Annotated in this window: 20 protein-coding genes; 14 read left to right on the top strand and 6 right to left on the bottom strand. The window is 72.0% G+C overall.

What is annotated here, in order from left to right:
• Together ACWA15_RS05315 and ACWA15_RS05310 are read right to left on the bottom strand one after the other, a co-directional pair.
• Positions 1-1,566 (bottom strand): hypothetical protein, encoded by a 1,566-nt coding sequence (locus ACWA15_RS05315; RefSeq protein WP_464058399.1) that lies wholly within the window; start codon positions 1,564-1,566, stop codon positions 1-3.
• Complete coding sequence (locus ACWA15_RS05310; protein ID WP_464058398.1) at positions 1,548-2,348, bottom strand: ABC transporter ATP-binding protein; 801 nt, start codon at positions 2,346-2,348, stop codon at positions 1,548-1,550. Before ACWA15_RS05310 ends, ACWA15_RS05315 begins: the two co-directional genes overlap by 19 nt.
• A gap of 56 nt (positions 2,349-2,404) precedes the next feature.
• Here ACWA15_RS05310 and ACWA15_RS05305 point away from each other — a divergent pair, with 56 nt between their 5' ends.
• Positions 2,405-3,727, top strand: a complete 1,323-nt coding sequence (locus ACWA15_RS05305) for a DNA recombination protein RmuC (RefSeq protein WP_464058397.1) — start codon at positions 2,405-2,407, stop codon at positions 3,725-3,727.
• A gap of 65 nt (positions 3,728-3,792) precedes the next feature.
• Positions 3,793-4,710: a cysteine synthase CysM gene (cysM, locus tag ACWA15_RS05300; protein ID WP_464058396.1), complete on the top strand. Its 918-nt coding sequence runs from the start codon at positions 3,793-3,795 to the stop codon at positions 4,708-4,710.
• A 35-nt stretch (positions 4,711-4,745) separates the two neighbouring features.
• Here the strand turns inward: cysM and ACWA15_RS05295 are convergent, their stop codons facing one another.
• Together ACWA15_RS05295 and ACWA15_RS05290 are read right to left on the bottom strand one after the other, a co-directional pair.
• Complete coding sequence (locus ACWA15_RS05295; protein ID WP_464058395.1) at positions 4,746-5,450, bottom strand: DUF4232 domain-containing protein; 705 nt, start codon at positions 5,448-5,450, stop codon at positions 4,746-4,748.
• Positions 5,451-5,473: 23 nt separating this feature from the next.
• Positions 5,474-6,508, bottom strand: a complete 1,035-nt coding sequence (locus ACWA15_RS05290; RefSeq protein WP_464059418.1) for a 4-hydroxy-3-methylbut-2-enyl diphosphate reductase — start codon at positions 6,506-6,508, stop codon at positions 5,474-5,476.
• 208 nt (positions 6,509-6,716) lie between these two features.
• On the opposite strand from ACWA15_RS05290, the gene xseA reads away from it, so the two are divergent.
• Genes xseA through ACWA15_RS05275 form a run of 3 tightly spaced genes read left to right on the top strand, consistent with a single transcriptional unit; the run spans position 6,717 to position 9,234 of the window.
• Positions 6,717-8,009: an exodeoxyribonuclease VII large subunit gene (xseA, locus tag ACWA15_RS05285; RefSeq protein ID WP_464058394.1), complete on the top strand. Its 1,293-nt coding sequence runs from the start codon at positions 6,717-6,719 to the stop codon at positions 8,007-8,009.
• A gap of 21 nt (positions 8,010-8,030) precedes the next feature.
• Positions 8,031-8,288 (top strand): exodeoxyribonuclease VII small subunit, encoded by a 258-nt coding sequence (locus tag ACWA15_RS05280; RefSeq protein ID WP_464058393.1) that lies wholly within the window; start codon positions 8,031-8,033, stop codon positions 8,286-8,288.
• A gap of 7 nt (positions 8,289-8,295) precedes the next feature.
• Positions 8,296-9,234, top strand: a complete 939-nt coding sequence (locus ACWA15_RS05275) for a carbohydrate kinase family protein (protein ID WP_464058392.1) — start codon at positions 8,296-8,298, stop codon at positions 9,232-9,234.
• Here ACWA15_RS05275 and ACWA15_RS05270 read toward each other — a convergent pair.
• Entirely contained in the window at positions 9,227-10,390 is a 1,164-nt protein-coding gene (locus ACWA15_RS05270) for an ABC transporter ATP-binding protein (protein WP_464058391.1), read from the bottom strand. The genes ACWA15_RS05275 and ACWA15_RS05270 overlap by 8 nt on opposite strands.
• Positions 10,391-10,547: 157 nt before the next feature.
• Here ACWA15_RS05270 and ACWA15_RS05265 point away from each other — a divergent pair, with 157 nt between their 5' ends.
• The 6 genes from ACWA15_RS05265 to ACWA15_RS05240 all read left to right on the top strand — a co-directional run bounded on the left by ACWA15_RS05265 (position 10,548) and on the right by ACWA15_RS05240 (position 15,751).
• Positions 10,548-11,198, top strand: coding sequence for a carbonic anhydrase (locus ACWA15_RS05265; protein WP_464058390.1), 651 nt, complete (start codon positions 10,548-10,550; stop codon positions 11,196-11,198).
• A gap of 65 nt (positions 11,199-11,263) precedes the next feature.
• Positions 11,264-12,685: a class II fumarate hydratase gene (locus ACWA15_RS05260; RefSeq protein ID WP_464058389.1), complete on the top strand. Its 1,422-nt coding sequence runs from the start codon at positions 11,264-11,266 to the stop codon at positions 12,683-12,685.
• 198 nt (positions 12,686-12,883) lie between these two features.
• Positions 12,884-13,753: a DUF4397 domain-containing protein gene (locus tag ACWA15_RS05255; protein WP_464058388.1), complete on the top strand. Its 870-nt coding sequence runs from the start codon at positions 12,884-12,886 to the stop codon at positions 13,751-13,753.
• 1 nt (position 13,754) lies between these two features.
• Positions 13,755-14,420, top strand: a complete 666-nt coding sequence (locus ACWA15_RS05250) for a class F sortase (RefSeq protein ID WP_464058387.1) — start codon at positions 13,755-13,757, stop codon at positions 14,418-14,420.
• 58 nt (positions 14,421-14,478) lie between these two features.
• Positions 14,479-15,045 (top strand): RNA polymerase sigma factor, encoded by a 567-nt coding sequence (locus tag ACWA15_RS05245; RefSeq protein WP_464058386.1) that lies wholly within the window; start codon positions 14,479-14,481, stop codon positions 15,043-15,045.
• Positions 15,029-15,751 (top strand): anti-sigma factor, encoded by a 723-nt coding sequence (locus ACWA15_RS05240; RefSeq protein ID WP_464058385.1) that lies wholly within the window; start codon positions 15,029-15,031, stop codon positions 15,749-15,751. The genes ACWA15_RS05245 and ACWA15_RS05240 overlap by 17 nt, the downstream gene beginning before the upstream one ends.
• A 60-nt stretch (positions 15,752-15,811) precedes the next feature.
• Here ACWA15_RS05240 and ACWA15_RS05235 read toward each other — a convergent pair whose 3' ends face one another.
• Complete coding sequence (locus ACWA15_RS05235) at positions 15,812-17,242, bottom strand: PhoH family protein (protein WP_464058384.1); 1,431 nt, start codon at positions 17,240-17,242, stop codon at positions 15,812-15,814.
• 60 nt (positions 17,243-17,302) lie between these two features.
• Here ACWA15_RS05235 and ACWA15_RS05230 point away from each other — a divergent pair, with 60 nt between their 5' ends.
• The 3 genes from ACWA15_RS05230 to ACWA15_RS05220 are packed head-to-tail and all read left to right on the top strand — an operon-like array spanning position 17,303 to position 20,001.
• A complete protein-coding gene (locus tag ACWA15_RS05230) occupies positions 17,303-17,899 on the top strand; it encodes a DUF1697 domain-containing protein (protein ID WP_464058383.1) in 597 nt (198 codons plus the stop codon).
• A gap of 51 nt (positions 17,900-17,950) precedes the next feature.
• Entirely contained in the window at positions 17,951-19,309 is a 1,359-nt protein-coding gene (locus ACWA15_RS05225) for a sensor histidine kinase (RefSeq protein WP_464058382.1), read from the top strand.
• Positions 19,306-20,001: a response regulator transcription factor gene (locus ACWA15_RS05220; RefSeq protein WP_464058381.1), complete on the top strand. Its 696-nt coding sequence runs from the start codon at positions 19,306-19,308 to the stop codon at positions 19,999-20,001. The genes ACWA15_RS05225 and ACWA15_RS05220 overlap by 4 nt, the downstream gene beginning before the upstream one ends.
• Positions 20,002-20,070: the final 69 nt, after the last annotated feature.

Raw genomic sequence — 20,070 nt, 5'->3', positions numbered from 1 at the left:
TCAGCCGACCGCGACGACCTGCTGCATGAGCTCGGCAGAGCGGGCGTCGTAGACGCGGCCGCCGAGGCGCACGCCGACGACGAGGACGACGCTGCCCGCCACGAGGCCCGTGATGCAGGCGGCCCACCCCAGGGCGGGGCTGGCGGTCGCGACCGCCGCGACGGCGAGGGCGATCTCGGGGAGCACGAGCAGGCCGAGCACGAGCCAGCCTCCGGTCTGGATGGTGATGTTCGCGACCGCGGATCCTTGCGGGGTGCTGAACGGCCCGTCCCCCGGTTTGGGCACGGGGTAGACGAAGCGGGCGGAGATCACGCTCGAGAGCCCCAGCGCGGTCAGCAGCACCCCGAAGCTCGCCCCGACCACCGCCGGGAGGTCCTCCCACCGCCCGGTGAACCACACCGCCCCGACCGTGAAGACGGCCGTGACCGGCACCCCGACCAGGGCGGCCGCGATCACCCGGCCGAGCCGGTCGGCTCGCCCGGGCAGCCCGGTCACCACGTGCAGCCAGAACGCGGTGTGGTCGTAGGCGACGTCCGCGGAGATGATCCACCCGAGCATGAACGCCGTCACCGGCGCGAGCGCCAGCATCGCGATGCCCGTGCCCGGGTCGATGAGGTGGACGAGGAAGGGCAGCAACGGCACGACCGCGAGCGAGCCCACGTACCGCGGGTCGCGGATCCAGTAGACGAGGCAGCGCGCCGCCACGGCCCAGGTCGGGGTGGCCGGCAGAAGGCTGAAGACTCCCAACCCCTTGGACCGGGTGCCGCGCCCCTCGCGTCGGGCGGGGTTCGTCAGCGTCCGGTCCAGGGCCCAGCCCCAGATCGCGACGAGCGCCACGACGGTGGCCACGGCGATGGCCAGCTTGGCGGCGGCCGTCCCCAGGTCCCCGGCCTCGACGGCGGCCGGCACCCCCCACACCGCGCCGAACGGCAGCCAGGACACGACGTCGGCGGCCTGGGCGAGGGTGACCCGGTCGGCATCGATCTCGGCCGATGCCCACACGGCGATCGGCACGATGACGAACAGCGGCAGGAACACCAGGACCCCGGTGACCTCCCGGAACCTGCGCGAGGAGCGCAGCGGGGCGAGCGCCGTCGTCGTCGCCCGGGAGCCGACGACGCAGGTCGCCACCGCGATCACCCAGCAGATGAGCGCGGCCAGCAGCGCCGCGGGCGAGTCCCGCCAGACGAGCAGGGTGCCGAGCGTGACCAGGACGGTGAGCAGGCCGGGGACCCCGACCAGGCCGGCCAGGCCCAGTCCCCAGAGCAGGTCGCGGCGCCGGATCGCGAACAGCGCGAAGCGCTGCGGATCAAGGGTGGAGTCCACACCGAAGGCGACCAAGGGCAGGAACCACCAGCCGAGCACGAGCAGTCCGCCCGCGAAGACGACGACCGTGCCGGCCATCTCGATGTCGCGTCGGCTGAGGTAGGCCAGGCCTGCGAAGAGCGCGACGCCCGCGGTGGAGGCGTAGAGCAACGAGAAGATCAGGCCGAGGATCTGCCAGACGCTGCGCTTGAGCGCATTGCCGAGCAGCACCAGCTTGAGCCTTACGACGTGCGCAACCACGCCAGGCCCTCCGTGGTGCGGGTCCGCCCGACGAGCTCGACGAAGCGGTCCTCCAGCGAGCGCCCGGCCCGCACCTCCTCGACGGTGCCGGCACTGAGGATCTGGCCGCCGGCCACGACCGCGACGTGGTCGCACATGCGCTGCACGAGGTCCATGACGTGGGAGGACACGATGACCGTCCCGCCGGTGCGGACGTACTCGGTGAGGATCTCGCGGATGTTGGCGGCCGAGATGGGGTCGACCGACTCGAAGGGCTCGTCGAGGACCAGGACCCGGGGGGCGTGGATGAGCGCCGCCGCGAGAGTGACCTTCTTGGTCATCCCCGCGGAGTAGTCGACGATGAGCTTGTCGGCGGACTCCCGCAGGTCCAGAGCCGCGAGCAGGTCGCCGGTCCGGGAGGTGACCGTGGCACGGTCCATCCCGCGCAGCAGTCCGGCGTAGGTGACGAACTGCGTGCCGGTGAGCCGGTCGAAGGTGGCCATGCCGTCCGGCAGGATGCCCAGGGTGCGCTTGGCCTCGAAGAGGTTGGTCCACAGGTCGAGGCCGTCGACCGCGACGGTCCCGCCGTCGGGGCGCAGCAGCCCGGTGGCCATGGACAGCAGGGTGGTCTTGCCTGCTCCGTTGGGACCCACGATCCCGTAGAAGGACCCGGCCGGGACGTCCAGGGAGATCCCGGCGACCGCGACCTTCTCCCCGAAGCGCTTGTAGAGGCCACGGACGGACAGGGCCGGTGGCAGCGGCGACTGCATGGCTGACGGCTCGCGGTCAGAAGCGCTGGTCATGAGCCTAAGGTAGCGCCAGAACGGCTTTGTCGGTGGGGTGAGGCAGGGTGTCCCCCATGGGAACAGTCATCTGGTGTGTCGTGGGCGCCGTCGTCGGCGTGGTCGTGGGGTATCTGCTCGGAGTGGTGCGAGGTGCGCACCGAACCCACGCCGCGCAGCTGGGTCAGACCCGCGCCGAGGCGGAGCTCTCGGCCGAGCGGCGCGGCACGGGTGAACGCATCCTCGCCATGCAGCACGACCAGGACCGGCTCTCCGACCAGTTCCGCGCTCTCGCGGCCGAGGCGCTGGCCTCGAACAACGAGCAGTTCCTCGGGCTTGCCGAGCAGCGCCTGCGCTCGACGCAGGTCGCCGGTCAGGCCGACATGGCCTCGCGGACGCAGGCGGTCCAGGCGCTCGTCGACCCGCTCGCCCGGACGCTGACCGAGGTCCGCCAACAGATGCTCGCTGCCGAGGAGTCACGGATCGCGAGCACCGCGGCGCTCGGTGAGCAGGTCCGCGGCATGCGTGACGCCTCCGAGCTGCTGCGCCAGCAGACCGGCTCGCTCGTCACCGCACTGCGCACCTCCGACATCCGGGGCGCCTGGGGAGAGATGCAGCTGCGCCGGGTGGTCGAGGTCGCCGGGATGCTCAACCGCGTCGACTTCGTGGAGCAGAGCCACGTCACGACCGACGACGGCGCGCTGCGCCCGGACATGGTGGTCCACCTCGCCGGTGGCAAGAACATCGTGGTCGACGCCAAGGTCGCCTTCCTCGGCTATCTCGACGCCCAGCAGGCCACCGACCCGGCGGTGCGCGCCCGTCGGCTCTCCGACCATGCCCGCCACGTCCGCAAGCACATCGACGACCTGGCCGGGAAGCGGTACTGGGACCAGTTCAGCCCCTCCCCGGAGTTCGTCGTCATGTTCATCCCCGCCGAGCCCCTGCTCTCCGCCGCGGTCGAGGAGGACCCGTCGCTGCTCGAGTACGCCTTCGGGCGGGACGTCGTCATCGTCACCCCGATGACGCTCATGGCCCTGCTGAGGACCGTGTCCTACGCCTGGCGGCAGGAGGCCCTCGCCGAGAACGCCCAGAAGGTCCTCGAGGTGGGCAAGGAGCTGCACCAGCGCCTGGGTGTGCTCAGCAAGCACCTCACCGAGCTCGGCTCGCGGATCTCCTCCACGGCCGGGGCGTACAACAAGGCGGTGGCGTCCTTCGAGAGCCGCGTGCTGGTCAGCGCTCGCCGCTTCAACGAGCTCGACGTGGTCAGCGGTGAGCTGGTACGACCGGACCCGGTCACCCCTCAGCTGAGCGTGGTGACCTGGGCGGACGACGCCTCCGACGAGCAGGACCTGCTCGGGGAGGTCGCATGGGAGGGACCCGCCGTCGGGGGCCCCCGGTAGCCTGAGCGAGCACCGTCCCTCGCCCCGTTGCCACGGCACCGCGGCTTCGCACCCCCGGGAGTCCCATGTCCGCCGAAACACCCGAACCCGCCTACCTGACCGTGGCGGACACCATCGGGAACACCCCGCTGGTCCGGCTCCAGCGGCTGGCCGGCCGGGTGGGCGAGGGCACGACCGTCCTGGCCAAGCTCGAGGGCAACAACCCCGCCGGGTCGGTCAAGGACCGGCCGGCGCTGCACATGATCGAGAACGCCGAGGAACGCGGGGAGATCGCTCCCGGCGACACCCTCATCGAGGCCACGAGCGGCAACACCGGCATCGCCCTCGCGATGGCCGCGGCGATCAAGGGCTACCGGATGATCCTCGTCATGCCGGACGACCTCTCCCTCGAACGGTCGCAGACGATGAAGGCGTACGGCGCCGAGCTCATCCTCACCCCGCACGCCCAGGGGATGGAGCACTCCCGCGACCTCGCCGACGCCATGGAGGAAGCTGGCGAGGGGCGCGTCCTCAACCAGTTCGCCAACCCCGACAACCCGCACTCCCACTACCGGACGACCGGGCCCGAGCTCTGGACGGCCACGTCCGGGCGGATCACCCACTTCGTCAGCTCCATGGGGACCACGGGCACCATCACCGGCACCTCGCGCTACCTCAAGGAGCGCAACCCCCGGATCCAGGTCATCGGTGTCCAGCCCGAGGAGGGGTCGCGCATCCCCGGGATCCGCAGGTGGCCGCAGGAGTACCTGCCTGCCATCTACGACCCGACGCACATCGACGAGATCCGCACCGTCAGCCAGGCCACAGCGGAGGAGACCGCCCGCGAGCTGGCTCGCCAGGAAGGGATCTTCGCGGGGGTCTCCTCGGGCGGCGCGGCCGCCGTCGCGCTCGAGGTGGCGCGGGAGGTGACCGACGCGACCGTGGCGTTCATCGTGTGCGACCGCGGGGACCGCTATCTCTCGACCGGGGTCTTTCCCGCCTGAGAACGCGGGGCGGGGCACCTCCCGAGCGCGGGACCTCAGCCCTCGACGCTCTCCCCGCGGAACGGACCGATGCGCACGGTCGTCATCAGCCCGATGTCGATCCCGGTGTCCGGCTCGCCCATCCCGGTCGACTCAGCCGACACGGGATGACCGATCGCCTCGCCGTCGGCCGTGAGCTGCACGGCCAGCAGCGAGATCGGCTCGGACTCGGCGCCGGCGAGCTCACCCGTCCATTCCACGTTCGCCACCGCCGAGGCACAGGGGGCGAGCATCACCTCGTCCTGCGTCGCGGCCTCATCGATCGGATCGCGCTGCTCGGCTGCGAGCTGGAACGTCGAGCCCCAGGCGCCGCGCGCGCCGATCCCCGGATAGCCCTGGACGCTGCACGCCACGGGTGAGGTGTTGACGACCTCGAGCACACCGTAGCGGTGCCCCATCGCGGCGTCGGTGAAGGTCAGGGAGAGCTCGACCGTCTCCGGGCGGCAGGACGTGGAGCTGCTCGTCGCGGTCGCCGGCAACCGCAGCAGGTCGGCGAGGTCGCCTTGGGTGAGCTCGGCGTCGGCCACCACGTCGCCGTCGCCTTGTTCGTCCCACCCGGGGGCGAGGTCCCGCTCGGCCGGCCCGGGCACGCTCGACGGAGCAGCGGTCGACGCGCCGGACGGGCCTGCGGTGTCTGCGCATCCGCCGAGAGCGAGGACCACGACGGACACCGCGAGCATCACGCGGGCAGGCGCATCCACCGTGCCCGCCCTGCCCACCGCGCTCAGAGCACCTCGACCGCGAGCGACGCGCGCGGGCCACGCTTGGGACGGGGCTCCGCGATGCCGGCCTTCTTGAGGTCCGCGCGCAGCTCCTGGGGCAGGGAGAACATGAGGTCTTCCGTGGCGGTCCGCACTTCCTCGACCGTGCCGTACCCGCGGTCGGCGAGGTAGGCCAGCACGTCCTGGACGAGGATCTCCGGCACCGAGGCGCCCGAGGTGACCCCGACGGTCCGCACACCGTCGAGCCACGTCTCGTCGATCTCCTTCGCGTAGTCGATGAGGTGCGAGGCGCGAGCGCCGGCGTGCAGCGCCACCTCGACCAGGCGCACCGAGTTCGAGGAGTTCTTCGAGCCGACGACGATCACGAGGTCGCAGTCGGGAGCGAACTTCTTGACCGCGACCTGACGGTTCTGGGTCGCGTAGCAGATGTCGTCGCTCGGCGGGTCCTGCAGGGTCGGGAAGCGTTCACGCAACCGGCGGACCGTCTCCATCGTCTCGTCGACCGACAGCGTCGTCTGGGAGATCCACACGACCTTGTCCGGGTCGCGCACGGTGACCTTGTCCACCTCATCGGGGGAGTTGACGATCTGGATGTGGTCGGGAGCCTCACCTGCGGTGCCCTCGACCTCCTCGTGACCGGTGTGCCCGATGAGCAGGATGTCGTAGTCGTCGTCTGCGAACCGCACCGCCTCCTTGTGCACCTTCGTCACGAGGGGGCACGTGGCGTCGATGGTCTGCAGGTTGCGCGCCTTCGCCGAGGCCAGGACGGCCGGTGAGACGCCGTGGGCGGAGAACACGACGAGCTTGCCCTCGGGGACGTCGTCGGTCTCGTCGACGAAGATCGCCCCGCGGTCGCTGAGGGTCTCCACGACGTACTTGTTGTGCACGATCTCCTTGCGCACGTAGACCGGCGCACCGTGCAGGTCGAGGGCTTTCTCGACCGCGATCACCGCCCGGTCGACGCCGGCGCAGTAGCCGCGCGGCGCGGCGAGCAGCACGCGCTTGGGCTGCTCGAGGGGGTCACTCACGTCGGACACGGCGGGCTGCTCAGCTGCGGAGAGAGGAGGCGTCACGCGGCCAGTCTAGGCGACGCCACCCCGGGTATCGGGGTCCGGGAGGGTGCTCCATGACACTCTCACCGAACCCGGCGACCTGTTCCCGCCGACCATCACCTGCGCCGTCAACGCGCCCCGTCCGCACGACGGGGCGTCCTGTGATGTCGGTGGCATGAGGCAGGCTAGTGCCGTGGCATCTTCGACAGCACCCCTGAGCTCCGGCCCGCCGAGCGCCCCACCGACCGGCGAGCAGGCTCCGCGCGCGCCGCTCGCGGCCAAGGCCGCCGACACGACCGCCGAGAACCCCTGGCCGGTCCGGCTGCTCTCGGCGAAGATCAGCGACTACATCGACCGGATGGCGCCGCTGTGGGTCGAGGGGCAGATCGTCCAGCTCAACCGGCGCCCCGGCGCCGGCATGGCCTTCCTCACTCTGCGGGACACCGACACCGACATGTCGCTCCCGGTGTCGGTGTATGCCAAGGTGCTCGACGCCGTCGGCGCCCCGCTCGAGGAGGGCGCGCACGTCGTCGTGCATGCGAAGCCGACGTTCTGGGCCAAGCGCGGGTCCTTCCAGCTCCAGGCGGACCAGCTCAAGCCGGTCGGGATCGGGGAGCTGCTCGCGCGGATCGAGCACCTCAAGCGGATCCTCGCCGCGGAGGGTCTGTTCGACCTCTCCCGCAAGAAGCCCCTCCCCTTCCTGCCCCGGGTGGTCGGGCTGATCTGCGGGCGGGAGTCCAAGGCCGAGCACGACGTCGTCGTCAACGCCCGCGCGCGCTGGCCCCAGGTGCGGTTCGAGATCCGCGAGGTCGCCGTCCAGGGTGTCGCCGCCGTCCCGCAGGTCAGCGCTGCGATCGCGGAGCTGGACGCCCACCCCGACGTCGAGGTGATCGTCGTCGCGCGCGGCGGTGGGGCGGTCGAGGACCTGCTGCCGTTCAGCAACGAGACGCTCGTGCGGGCCGCAGCGGCCTGCCGCACGCCGCTGGTCAGCGCGATCGGCCACGAGACCGACTCACCGCTGCTCGACCTCGTCGCCGACTACCGCGCCTCCACCCCGACCGACGCCGCGCGGCGCATCGTCCCGGACGTCAGCGAGGAGCGGGCCCGGATCACCCAGGCCCTCTCCCGGATCCGCGGAGCGATCACCTCGCGCGTCACCCACGAGCAGGCCGGGCTCGACTCGCTGCGCTCCCGCCCGGTGCTCGCGACCCCGCAGACGATGATCGACTCCCGCGAGCGCGAGGTCTCCTCGCTGCTCGACGGCTCGCGGAGGCAGCTCGACCGTCTGCTGCTGAGCGCTGCGTCGACCGTCGACCGGCTCGGCGCCCAGGTGCGCGCCCTGTCCCCCGCGGCCACCCTCGAGCGCGGCTACGCCGTCGTGCAGGGGCCGAGCGGTCGCGTGGTGCGCTCCCCCGGGGACGTGACCACCGGCGACGTCCTGCGGATCCGACTCGCCGACGGCGAGATCTCCGCTACCTCCCACTGAGAGAGTTGGTTTACTACTCCTATGCCCACTGACCCCGCGCGCACCGCCGCCGACACGTCGGTCCTCACCTACGAGCAGGCCCGCGACGAGCTCGTCCAGGTCGTCTCCCGCCTCGAGGCGGGCGGCGAGCCGCTCGAGGCCAGCCTCGCGCTCTGGGAGCGCGGGGAGGCGCTGGCCGCACGCTGCCAGGAGTGGCTCGACGGCGCGCGCGAGAAGCTCGACGCCGCACGGTCGAGCAGCCTGGCCGACGCCGTATCCTCCACCACCGACGACGAGTAGGACTCCCATGACCCCCACCCAGCCGACACCGGCCGAGGCCACCGCCCTGCTCATCGGCGAGGCCCTCATCGACGTGGTCCACCGGGCCGACGGCAGCATCGACGAGCACCCGGGCGGTAGCCCCGCGAACGTCGCCCTTACCCTGGGGCGGCTGCAGCGCCCAGCCGAGCTGCTCACCTGGATCGGGTCGGACGTCTACGGCGACCTCATCCGCAAGTGGCTGCTGCGCTCTGCGGTGACCCTCGCCCACGGCAGCGACGGGGCCGCCTCGACGTCCATAGCGACCGCGCAGCTCGGCGCGGACGGCGGGGCGACCTACACCTTCGACCTCACCTGGAACCTCCCCAAGGACGTCGTGGTGCCCGAGAGCACGGTCGTGGTGCACACCGGGTCCATCGCGGCCGTCCTGGAACCCGGGGCGACGGCGGTGCACAAGGTCATCGACAGCGCCCGGCACCGCGCGACCATCACCTACGACCCGAACGTCCGCCCGACCCTCATGGGCTCCCCCTCCCACGCCCGGCCGCTGATCGAGTCGCTCGTGCGCGCCGCCGACGTCGTCAAGGTGAGCGATGAGGACCTGCGCTGGCTGTACCCCGGAGCGAACCTGTCCGTGATCGCCACCTCGTGGCAGCGGTCCGGTCCGGCGATCGTCGTGGTGACCTACGGCGGCGAGGGGGCCGTCGCGTACACCGCGACCTCACACCTGGAGGTCAAGGCCCCCAAGGTCACCGTCGCGGACACCGTCGGGGCGGGTGACTCCTTCATGGGCGCCCTCATCCACGGTCTGTGGAGCGCGGACCTGCTGGGTGCCGCGAAGCGCCCGGCCCTCGCGGCGATCACCACCGACGTGCTGCAGGGCGTGCTCGAGCAGTGTGTCCAGGTCGCGGCGATCACCGTGTCCCGCCCCGGAGCGAACCCTCCGCGCCTGGCGGAGCTCAGCTGACCAGACGGGTCGCGCCGTCGCTGTGAGCTCGCGACGGCGGGGCCGTGCGGTCCGCCGAGTGCTCGCGGTCCAGGCGTTCCACCTCCCCCGGGTCATAGGCGAGGTTCTCCTCGCTCTCGGGGTCGAACACGAGCATCCTCTCCGGGGTGAACCACCGGGACGCGGTGCTGGCGTCGCGGACCCGGGTGCGCTTGCCCCTGCGGTCCAGGTCGCGGTCGAGCTCCTCGAGCGTGGCCGCGACCTCCGGGGTGGTCTGGAAGGGCACGTGGACGACGAGCTCTGCGTCCTCCGACCGCTCGGGGCGCGCGGGGCGCAGCCCGACGATGACGAGTGACCGGTCTCCCACGGCCGCCGCGATCCGCTCCGGCACCGGATAGGTCCCGAAGGGCAGCGTGATCTGGCCGCCAGCCACCTCGCCGGGCATGAAGCTCATCGGCGGGGAGCCGATGAACCCCGCCACGAAGAGGTTGACCGGCTGCTCGGCGAGGGCGCGGGGGCTCGCCACCTGCTGCAGCTCACCTCTGCGCAGCACCGCGACCCGGTCACCCAAGGCCATCGCCTCGGTCTGGTCGTAGGTCACGTACACCGTCGTCGCCCCGAGGCGGCGCTGCACCCGGGCGATCTCCGTGCGCATCTGCCCGCGCAGCGCGGCGTCGAGGTTGGCGAGCGGCTCGTCGAAGAGGAAGGCGTCCGCGTCGCGGACGATCGCCCGGCCCATCGCGACGCGCTGGCGCTGGCCTCCGGAGAGGGAGGCCGGCTTGCGGTCGAGGTGGTCGGTGAGCTCGAGGGCGTCCGCGGCGTGGGCGACCTTCGCCTTGATCTCGTCCTCGGTGAACACCCCCTTGCGCAGCCGCAGCGGGAAGGCGATGTTCTCGGCGACGCTCAGATGCGGGTAGAGCGCGTAGTTCTGGAACACCAGCGCCAGGTTCCGGTCCTGGGGGGCCAGGTCGTTGACCCGCTTCCCGCCGATCTCGAGGTCGCCGGCGGTGATGTCTTCCAGGCCCACGATCATCCGCAGCAGCGTGGACTTGCCACTGCCCGCGGGACCGGCGACGACGACGAACTCGCCGTCGGCGATGTCCAGGCTCACGCCGTTCACCGCGGGGGGCCCGTCGCCGTAGCGCTTGACCATGTCCTTCAGCGTGATGGCAGCCATGCGTCTGCTCCTTCGCCGCGATGTGCTGGTCGTCGAGATGGACACGTCAGCCGCGCCGCTGATCTCTGCCTATCCTCAGGACTACACGAGAACCAGGCACGGCGCACCACGAGGGTCGCGCCGGTGCCCCACGGCCGATCGACCAGGACGGATCCTCATGCCACACCACGTCTCACCCGCCGCCGCCTGGACCGAGCTGCGTGCAGGGAACAACCGGTTCATCGCCGGAGAGATGCTTCATCCCTCGCAGGGCTTCGACCGCCGCGAGGAGATCAAGGTCTCCCAGAACCCCTTCGCGCTCGTCTTCGGCTGCTCGGACTCCCGGGTGGCCGCCGAGATCATCTTCGACCAGGGGCTGGGGGACGTGTTCGTGGTCCGGACCGCCGGCCACGTGCTCGACACGACCGTCATCGGGTCGATCGAGTACGGCGTCGACATCCTCGACACCCAGCTCATCGTCGTCCTCGGTCATGACAACTGCGGGGCGATCGCGGCCGCGGTGCACGCCCTGACCACCGGCGAGCAGCCGAAGGGCTTCATCCGCGCGGTCACCGACCGGGTCATCCCCTCGATCGTCAGCCTCACCTCCGCCGAGGGCGGGGGCTTCATCTCCCTCGACACGCACGTGCTGCGCCGCGAGCACGTGCGCCACACCATGTCGATGCTGCACTCCTACTCGGCGGGCATCGCGACGGCCGTCGCCGAGGGCCGCTGCGCCATCGTGGGGGTGGAGTACGACCTCGACGACGGCAGCGCCCGCCTCGTCGACGTCATCGGCGACATCGGGGACGTCCCGCTCGACGTCTAGGGCTGCGGCCAAGATCACGGGCCTGGTCGGTGCCGCGCGGGTCGCCGGTACGGCACGATGGACCCATGACTTCCACACCTGACACCGACGTCACCGGCGAGTTCCGGATCGAGCACGACACGATGGGCGAGGTCCGCGTTCCCGCGGCCGCGCTCTACCGCGCCCAGACCCAGCGCGCCGTCGAGAACTTCCCCATCTCCGGCACGCCGCTCGAGCGCAGCCACATCGAGGCCCTCGCCCGGGTCAAGAAGGCCGCCGCGCGCGCGAACGCCGAGCTCGGCGTGCTGGAGGCCGACATCGCCGAGGCGATCGTCGCCGCCGCCGACGCCGTCGCCCGGGGCGGCTACGACGAGCACTTCCCGCTCGACGTGTTCCAGACCGGCTCGGGCACCTCCTCGAACATGAACGCCAACGAGGTCATCGCCACGCTCGCGACCCGGTCGCTGGGCCGCGAGGTGCACCCCAACGACCACGTCAACGCCTCGCAGTCCTCCAACGACGTCTTCCCGACGTCGGTCCACGTCGCGGCCACGGCCGGCGTCGTCGGCTCCCTCATCCCGGCCCTGGCCCACCTGGCCACGAGCCTGGAGGCCAAGGCCGGCGAGTTCGCCACCGTCGTCAAGTCCGGTCGCACCCACCTCATGGACGCGACCCCGGTCACCCTCGGGCAGGAGTTCGGCGGCTACGCCGCCGCGGTGCGCTACGGCATCGAGCGGCTCGAGTCGGCGCTGCCGCGGGCCGCGGAGGTCCCCCTGGGCGGGACCGCCGTGGGCACCGGCATCAACACCCCGGCCGGCTTCCCGCAGCGCGTCATCGCCCTCCTCGTCGAGGACACCCAGCTGCCGCTGACCGAGGCGCGCGACCACTTCGAGGCGCAGTCCGGCCGGGACGGTCTGGTCGAGCTCTCCGGCGCGCTGCGCGGCATCGCAGTCTCCCTGACCAAGATCTGCAACGACCTGCGCTGGATGGGCTCGGGCCCCAACACCGGTCTCGGCGAGATCGCCATCCCGGACCTGCAGCCGGGCTCCTCGATCATGCCGGGCAAGGTCAACCCGGTCATCCCGGAGGCCGTGCTCATGGTCGCCGCACGCGTGATCGGCAACGACGCGACCGTGGCCTGGGCCGGGGCGAGCGGGTCCTTCGAGCTCAACGTGCAGATCCCGGTGATCGCCCTCGGCGTGCTCGAGTCGATCCGCCTGCTCTCCACCGCGAGCGTGCTGCTCGCGGACAAGACCGTCGACGGGATCACCGCCAACGTCGAGCGGGCCCGCGCGCTCGCCGAGTCGTCCCCGTCCATCGTCACCCCGCTCAACCGCGTCATCGGCTACGAGGCCGCCGCCAAGGTGGCCAAGCACTCGGTCAAGAAGGGCCTGACGGTCCGCGAGGCCGTGATCGACCTGGGCTTCGTCGAGCGCGGGGAGGTCACGCACGCACAGCTCGACTCCGCCCTCGACGTGCTCGCGATGACCCGCCCGCCGCAGGTCTGAGGCGGCAACCAGCCACCTGCACGACGACGCAGCGCGGGGCCCCGAGCAGGGGCCTCGCGCTGGTGTGCGTGCGCTGAGAAAAAACTTCGCCCACGGTGCATCCAAACGGGCCCGGCGGGCAGAAGACATGGGTGTCAGTCAGTTCCACCTGAAAAGCTCGTCCCGATGGCGGGGCGACCACACCCACCTGGAGCACTCATGAATGCACGATCTGCCACCCGTTCCACCACCCGAGGGACCGCCCGCCGCACGACCCTCGGTGTTCTGGCCCTCACGGCCGCGACCACGCTCACCGGCCTCACGCTGATGCCCGCAGCCCACGCGGCCGACGGCGACGCCGAGCTCTCGGTGCTGCACGCCGTCCCGGGCCTCACGGTGGATGTCTGGGTCAACGGCGAACGGACCCTGGACGACTTCACCCCGGGGTCGCTCGCCGGCCCCCTCGAGCTCCCCGCCGGGACGTACACCGTCGCGATCACCGCGGCCGACGCGGTCGACGCGAGCGCGCCGGCCATCGGCCCGATCGACCTCACCCTGGCGGGCAGCACGAGCTACACTGCCGCGGCGCACCTCGACGCGGCCGGGGCCCCGACCGCGACGCTGTTCACCAACGACACCGCCACCACCGCCCCCGGCGAGGGCCGGCTCACCGTCCGCCACGTCGCGGCCGCGCCCGCCGTCGACGTGCTCGCCGGCGGCGCCGCGGTGATCACCAACCTGTCCAACCCCGCCGAGTCGGTCCTCAACCTGCCGGCCGGTACCGTCTCCGCCACGGTGGCCGCGACCGGGACCACCACACCCGTCCTCGGCCCGGCCGATGTCCCGGTCACGGAGGGGGTCAACACGATCGTCTACGCGTGGGGCAGCCTTGCTGACGGGAACCTCGCGCTCGCGACCCAGACGATCGACGGCCTGCACGACGCACCTTCCGGGGTGCCCGCCGGTGAGGTCGGGCTGGCCGACACGGGCTCCGGGAATGGCGCTCTCCTGGGGGCCGGAGCCGCCGTCGGGCTCCTCGCCCTCGGTGCAGTGCTCTACCGGCGCCGCTCAGCGGTCCGCGCCGACTGACGTGACGCACATCCGCGTGGCGGCCGCCCTCGTGGCGGCCGCCCTCGTGGCCTCGTGCAGCACCGGCACCGACTCCTCCGGCACGGCCGCCCCGTCCCCCACCACGGCGGCCGCGCCGGAGGTCACCACCGAGGCCACGCCGGACGCCACGCCCGACGCCGCATCCGCACTCCCCGACATCCCCGTCCGCCCCGCGCAGGACGCCGCCGTCGCGCCGCCCCCGGCGCCGGTCCGGGTCACCGTGGCCGACCTTGACGTCGACATGCTCGTCGTCGGGGTCGGCACCGAGCCCGACGGGACGATGAGCGTGCCTGCGGCGGGCTCGGAGGCCGGCTGGTACCGCTTCGGCTCGGCGCCCGCGAGCCCGACCGGCACCACGGTCCTCGCCTCCCACGTCGACACCCTGGCCGAGGGCCTCGGCCCGTTCGCCCGGCTGCGCGAGGCGCAGGCCGGGTCGTCCGTCACCGTGACCGACGCCGCCGGCGTGGTCCACAGCTACACCGTCACCTCGGTCGAACGGATCCCCAAGCCCGATGCTCCCCTGGACGCCATCTTCGACCGGGCCGGTCCGCCCCGTCTTGTGCTTGTCACCTGCGGTGGCGCGTGGGACGCGTCCGTCGGACACTACGAGGACAACATCATCGTCACTGCGACGCCGAGCGTGTGACGTGACCCTCGTACCAGGACGAACAGGACGAGCGGTATTCAGGATCGAAGGAGCGTGCGTGAACGACCCCCAGGTGGACCAGCGTGGCAGCACGCTCGACACCTCCTTCGCCGGCGGTGACGAACGCGGCCTCGCCGAGGCCTACCGACGATGGTCTCCCCTGGTCTTCACCGTCGCCCTGCGCTCCCTCGGGGACCGCCAGGACGCCGAGGACGTCACCCAGCAGGTGTTCGTGGCCGCGTGGCGTGCGCACAGCACCTTCGACCCCGCTCAGGCGCGTCTGTCCACCTGGCTGATGGGCATCACCCGGCACAAGGTCGCCGACGCCCACGAGAGCCGCACCCGGTCCCGCCGGTCGGAGCTGGCGGCGCTCACGCTCACCCCGGCCGAGCCACCCGGCCCCGCGCACGACACCCAGGTCGCCGATCGTGTCATGATCGCCGATGAGCTCGCTCGGCTCGACGAACCCGGCAAGACGATCCTCGAGCTCGCGTTCTTCCGTGACCTCACCCACGTGCAGATCGCCGATCACCTGGCCCTGCCCCTGGGCACGGTCAAGAGTCATCTGAGACGGAACCTGACCCGACTACGCACACGGCTGGAGGTGGATGATGCAGCACGTTGACCCGGAGACCCTCGCCCTCATCGCGCTCGGCGAGGACGGACCCGACGTCGTCGGGCCGACCGAGCGCGAGCACCTCGAGGCCTGCCCTGCCTGCCAGGGCGAGACGGAGGAGCTCGCGGCCGTGGCCGCGCTCGCCCGCACCGTGCACCCCGACGAGCTCGAGCACCCCTCCCCCCTGGTGTGGGACCGGATCAGCACCGAGCTCGGGCTCGGTGCCCCCGCGGTCGAGCGGACCCACGTGGTGCGTCGTCACCGCAGGTCCCCCCGCGCCCGCTGGAGCCTGGCGGCGGCCGCGAGCGTGGCGCTCGTGGCCGGCATCGGCGTCGGGATCGTGTGGGACCGGGCGACCGCGCCGGACGCTCCCGACCCGGTCATCGCGCAGGCGCGGCTCGACGCCCTGCCCGACTGGCCCGACGCGTCGGGCCAGGCCCGGATCGAGACAGCTCCGGACGGCACCCGCCAGGCCGTGATCACTCTCGATGCGGAGGCGAGCGACGACGGCTTCCGCGAGGTCTGGCTCATCGCCGACGACCTGAGCGCCATGACCAGCCTCGGGGTGCTCGAGGGGTCCCAGGGGCGCTTCGACGTCCCCGCCGATCTCGACCTGGCGGCCTTCCCGCTCGTTGACGTGTCCCAGGAGCCCCTCGACGGCGACCCGGTGCACTCGGGCGACTCGATCGTGCGCGGGAGCCTGGTCGAGGGGTAGGCCTGGTCGAGGGGCGAGCCTGGTCGAGGGGCGAGCCTGGTCGAGGTCTGGCGCGCGGCGTCAGACCTCGATGCGTTCGAGCATCTCGGTGACCAGGGCCGCGACGGGTGAGCGTTCCGACCGGGTGAGCGTCACGTGGGCGAACAGCGGGTGCCCCTTGAGGGCCTCGATGACGGCCGCGACGCCGTCGTGGCGGCCCACCAGGAGGTTGTCCCGCTGCGCGACGTCGTGGGTGAGCACCACCCGCGAGGACTGCCCGATCCTCGACAGGACCGTGAGCAGCACGTTGCGCTCGAGCGACTGCGCCTCGTCGACGATGACGAACGCGTCGTGCAGCGACCGGCCGCGAATGTGCGTCAGGGGCAGCACCTCGAGGATCTCCCGTTCCATGATCTCCTCGATCACCTCCCGGCTGACCACCGCACCCAGGGTGTCGAAGACGGCCTGGGCCCACGGGTTCATCTTCTCCGCCTCGGAGCCTGGCAGGTAGCCCAGCTCCTGCCCGCCCACCGCGTAGAGCGGCCGGAAGACCATGATCTTGCGGTGCTTGCGCTTCTCCAGGACCGCCTCGAGACCGGCGCACAGCGCCAGCGCCGACTTCCCGGTGCCGGCCCGCCCGCCGAGGGAGACGATCCCGATCGAGTCGTCCATGAGCAGGTCGATCGCGACCCGCTGCTCGGCCGACCGGCCGCGCAGCCCGAACACCTCCTGGTCGCCGCGGACGAGCTGCAGGTGCTTGTCCGCGGTCACCCGTCCCAGGGCGGACCCGCGCGGGGAGTGCAGCACGAGACCCTTGTGGCACAGCATCGGGGCGACCTCGGCCAGCGCGGTCGGGTCCAGGCTCGCCAGCTCGAGGGACTCGTTCTCCCACAGCGCCGCCATCTGCTCCTCCGGAAGGACGAGCCCGCCCATCCCGGTCCACCCGGAGTCCACGGCCAGCTCAGCCCGGTACTCCTCGGCGGCCAGCCCCACGGCGGAGGCCTTCACCCGCATCGGCAGGTCCTTGGACACGACCGTGACGTCCGCTCCCTCGGCTGCGAGGTTGGCCGCGACGGCGAGGATCCGGGTGTCGTTGTCCCCGAGCCGGAACCCGTCCGGGAGGCCTCGCGGGTCGGTGTGGTTGAGCTCGACCCGCAGCGTCCCGCCCTGGTCCCCGACCGGGATGGGTGCGTTCAGCCCGCCGTGCTCCACCCGGAGGTCGTCGAGCATGCGCAGCGCGCCGCGGGCGAAGTACCCGAGCTCGGCGTGGTGGCGCTTGGCCTCGAGCTCGGAGATCACGACGATCGGGAGGACGACGTCGTGCTCGGCGAAACGCAGCGGAGCGGTGGGGTCCGAGAGCAGGACCGAGGTGTCAAGCACGAAGGTTCGACGAGCTACCACAACTGGCTCCCTCCGGCGCGGGTGCGCCTGGGTGAGTGGACGGCGCGAATACCGTCCGTCACCTGAGAAACTACGCCCATGTAGTTCATGTCGCCACGGCGGACACAACATGTAGTGGGACCGTCACCTTCCGTTTACCCGGTGGATACCTCGGCGGCTAGCCTGGGGGCCATGACAGCACACGCGGCGTTGCTCCGGGGCGTGAACGTGGGCGGGCGCCGCTTGGTCCCTGCGGCGGTCCTGCGCGCGATCGGGGACGCCGCCGGATTCGAGGCCACGGCCACCCTGCTCAACAGCGGGAACCTCGTGCTCGGCGCCCCTCGTGCGGGAACCGCGGCAGCCGCCTGCGCCGGGCGCGAGGACGTGGCCCGGCTCGTCCGGGACGGGCTCCGCACCGAGCTCGGGCTCGAGGTCGACGTCGTCGTGGTCACCACCGGTGATCTCGACGCAGCCCTCGCGGCCAACCCGTTCCTGGAGCAGAGCGTGGCAGAGCCGTCGAAGGTCCTGCTCACGTTCTACCCGGCGCCTCCTGACCCCCGGCGGGTGGCCGCTCTCGACCTCACCGGCTTCCCCGAGCAGATGGTCTGGGCGGGCGGGGTCGGCTTCACGTACTACCCCGCCGGGGCCGGGACCAGCCGGCTCACCCCGGCCTTCCTGCGCCGGGCGCTGGGGGTCGACGGCACGGCGCGGAACGTCCGGACCGTCCTCGCGCTGCGCGAGCTCGTCGCGGACCGCGACGCCAGCTCACCGGGTCAGCCGATCGACTGACCTCCGATCGGTGGTCGCAGGGACGGCTCCCGGCTCCGTAGGCTAGCTCCCATGCAGGTCAGCGACCGTCCCCTCCTCGACGCCCGGTGGGCCCTCCCCGGTCAGCTGGCCCGCGCGGGGCGCATGGTCGATGGCCGCGCCCCCTCGCGGCGGACGGCCCGGGACTGGGCGATCGACACGCTGTTCTTCCTCCTCGCCACCGCGGTCTGGCTGGTCGCGACGCTGGTCGGCTTCGACACGTCCTTGGAGGTGGCCTCCGAGGTCGACAACGGGGTCGGCATGGCGACCCCGGCCGCCTACGACCCCTCGATCCTCCTCGACGTGGTGGACCCTGTCGTGGGTGCGGTCCTGTGCCTCGCGCTGTGGTGGCGCCGCCGGATCCCCGTCGTCCTCGCCGTCGCGGCGCTGCTCGCCTCGACCTTCTCCGACAGCGCGTCCGGGGCGGTGATCATCATCATCTTCACCGTCGCGGTCCACCGTCCGTGGCCGATCTCGATCCCGCTCGGCCTGCTCCACGTCCCCACCAGCCTCCTCTACGACCAGGTCAGGCCCGACCCCTCCACGAGCGTGGTCACCACCGTCGTCGTCGGGACCCTCCTCATCCTGGTGCTCCTCGCCTGGGGCATCGCCGTGCGGGCGCGGCGCCAGCTCGTCCTGAGCCTGCACACCGGCGCCGACCAGGAGCGACGCGAGCATGCCCTGCTGCTGCACGACGCCCGCCGCGCCGAGCGCGAGCGCATCGCCCGAGAGATGCACGACGTCCTCGCCCACCGCATCTCGCTGCTCTCCGTGCACGCGGGCGCCCTCGAGTACCGCACCCTCCAGGGTGAGACCGGCACCGCGCCCCTGCTGACCTCCGCCGAGGTGCACACCGCCGTCGCGGTGATCCGGGAGAACGCCCACCAGGCGCTCGAAGAGCTCCGAGAGGTGCTCACGGTGCTGCGCACCGACGGGGGTACCGACGGGGTCGGAGCCGATGGCGACGGTGCCGCATCGGCCGCCGCCCGGGCCGCGCCGCAGCCCGCGATCAGCGACCTCGTCGGGCTCGTCGCGGAGGCCCGCGCCGCGGGCCAGCAGGTGCACCTGGAGATGGACGTGCCGGGACTCGAACGGACCCGGCCCCAGCTGCAGCGCACGATCTTCCGGGTGGTCCAGGAAGGCCTGACCAACGCCCGCAAGCACGCCCCGTCCGCGCTCGTCAACGTCTCGCTCCGGGGCGACACGGCCGCCGGGATCGACCTCGTCATCACGAACGTCGTCGAGATCGACGCGGTCGAGTCGGAGATCCCCGGGGCCGGGGCAGGGCTGGCCGGACTGACCGAACGGGTGGCGATCGAGGGCGGCACGCTGGTCCACGAGATCCGTTCCGGCGCGTTCCGCCTCCGGGTGCGGCTACCGTGGCGAGCATGATCCGCACCCTCGTCGTCGACGACGACGCACTCGTCCGGTCCGGCCTGCGACTCATGCTCGCCGGCGCTCACGACATCGACGTGGTCGGCGAGGTCGCCGACGGCGCGCTCGTCGCCGACGCGGTACGGGACCTGAGCCCCGACGTCGTGCTCATGGACATCCGGATGCCCGTCATGGACGGCATCGCCGCGACCCGGGCGCTGTCCGCGAGCGGTGCCGGGCCACAGGTCATCGTGCTGACGACGTTCGGTGGGGACGACATGATCCTCGCCGCGCTGCGCGCCGGCGCCTCCGGGTACCTGCTCAAGCACACTCCCCCCGAGCTCATCGTCGACGCGGTCCGTCGCGCGGCAGACGGCGAGCCGGTGCTCTCCCCGGCGGTCATGCAGGTGCTCATCGACCAGGCGACCAACCTCGTGCCGGTCGGCGCGACCGCTCCGGGCGCGCCGTCGTCGGCGGTCCCCGACGTCTCCGAGCGTGCCCGTGCCGCCGAGACCCGGCTGGCGGTGCTCAGCGGCCGCGAGCGCGAGGTCGCCAGCGCGGTCGCGCAGGGGAAGACGAACACCGAGATCGCCCAGATGCTCTACCTGTCGATGGGCACGGTGAAGTCCCACATCTCCAGCGCGCTGACCAAGCTGGACTTCTCCAACCGGATCCAGCTCGCGCTGCTCGCCTACGAGGCCGAGCGGTAGCAGGAACGGTCCTGCACGGGCCGGTCGGCGTCGGCATCGGTGCCGCGCAACCGCAGGTCACCGACGTGA

The sequence above is a fragment of the Sanguibacter sp. TS_SC_8 genome (assembly GCF_055361235.1).
Note: the sequence above shows the minus strand (reverse complement) of the source record. Positions and strands in the feature narration are given on the sequence as shown.